The sequence below is a fragment of the Acetonema longum DSM 6540 genome, from assembly GCF_000219125.1.
GTDB classification, from domain to species: domain Bacteria; phylum Bacillota; class Negativicutes; order Sporomusales; family Acetonemataceae; genus Acetonema; species Acetonema longum.
The window spans coordinates 1-1,547 of sequence record NZ_AFGF01000047.1 but is presented as its reverse complement, the minus strand read 5'-3'; the positions used below and the strand labels follow the sequence as shown (position 1 = coordinate 1,547).

Annotated in this window: 1 protein-coding gene and 1 pseudogene; one reads left to right on the top strand and one right to left on the bottom strand. The window is 48.9% G+C overall.

Features of this window, described 5'->3' with window-relative positions:
* Positions 1 to 233: IS110 family transposase (locus ALO_RS05430; protein ID WP_004093691.1), on the bottom strand; the 233-nt coding region annotated here is incomplete at its 3' end.
* Positions 234 to 605: 372 nt separating this feature from the next.
* On the opposite strand from ALO_RS05430, the pseudogene ALO_RS05425 reads away from it, so the two are divergent.
* A pseudogene (locus ALO_RS05425) lies at positions 606 to 1,547 on the top strand (IS256 family transposase); the annotation flags it as partial.

The window sequence follows — 1,547 nt, the reverse complement described above, 5'->3', positions numbered from 1 at the left end:
TAACCATGTTCTAAGAAGAAAGCATGGACGCTCAGCCAGTAATGGCCTGTAGCCTCCATACCGATGATCACATCATCCTTGTCGATGTTCAGTCGGTCAAAGATTTCTAATACCTTCTCACAACCCGCCTTAGTGTTGGAGAAGGAAATACTATTCAGCAGTGCTCTGCCACCAGCGTCAATGACAGAGGCTTCGTGTTTGAATTTGGCGATGTCGATTCCGCAATAAAACATGAGAACACCTCGTTTGTAAAACTATACAGACAGAGTTTCCTCAGGTCATTACGGGATACAACCTCGTTAGAAATTCAGCGCGAAACCGCTATCCAGCTCATTCGTATCAGCCCGCAAAGACAGAGGCGCAATTCTTATCGAGGAAGCTAACCTTCAAGGTACAATACTGCGCCCTCTGCCTGCACGAGTTCATTATCCCACGTGGCATGTGGAACAACAAGACATATGCGGCTATCGCTTAAGAATTGCCGTAACTACTACATTATACGAGGTACAATAAGTTTCGCAAAAAGAAAAAAAGAGGACAAGTTTGCAGTCCGAAAGGTAAAATGAAGTCACCACACAGCATTTACCGCAAGGAGAACTGCAAACATGTCCAAGGAAATTATACAGTTGAATGAAGAGATCATCAAGGTAGAACTAAAAGAACTAAAAGAACTAGTGCGCAACAGCGTAGAGGAAACGATGAATCACTTGCTGGATCAGGAAGCCAAAGAACTGACCCAGGCAGCCCGACATGAGCGTACCGAGACACGGCAAGGCTACCGTTCCGGCCATTACGACAGGAAGTTGACCACTACCTCCGGCGATGTCATCCTCAAAGTCCCCAAGCTCAAAGGAATTCCCTTTGAAACGGCCATTATGGAACGCTATCGCCGCCGGGAAAGTTCTGTAGAAGAAGCGCTCATCGAAATGTACTTGGCCGGCGTATCCATCCGGCGATTGGAAGACATCATCGAAGCCCTATGAGGCAGCAAGGTATCCCCCTCCACTATCAGTGAATTGAACAAGAAAGCCTATGTCCACATTGAACAGTGGCGCAGCCGGTCGCTGGAAGGAGGCAGTTATCCCTACGTTTACGTCGACGGCATTTACCTGCGCCGCAACTGGGGCGGAGAGTATGAGAATGTCAGCGTATTAGTGGCAATCGCCGTCAACCAAGACGGGTATCGTGAAGTGCTGGGCGCAGCCGAAGGCATGAAAGAAGACAAAGCCAGTTGGCATGAGTTCTTCCAATGGCTGAAAAGCCGTGGCCTGAAAGGCGTCCAACTGGTGATAGGCGACAAATGCCAGGGGGTGCTGGAAGCGGTTCACGAAGTCTTCCCCCAAGCTAAATATCAACGCTGCACCGTTCATTTTTACCGCAATGTATTTTCGGTCGTTCCCCGGTCCAAGGTCAAAACTGTTGCCAAAATGCTCAAAGCGATTCATGCCCAGGAAAGCAAGTCCGCTGCCCGGGAAAAAGCGATGCAGGTAGCCAAAAGCTTGCGTGACATGAAACTCAAAGAAGCGGCAGCCAAGATTGAAGAGAGC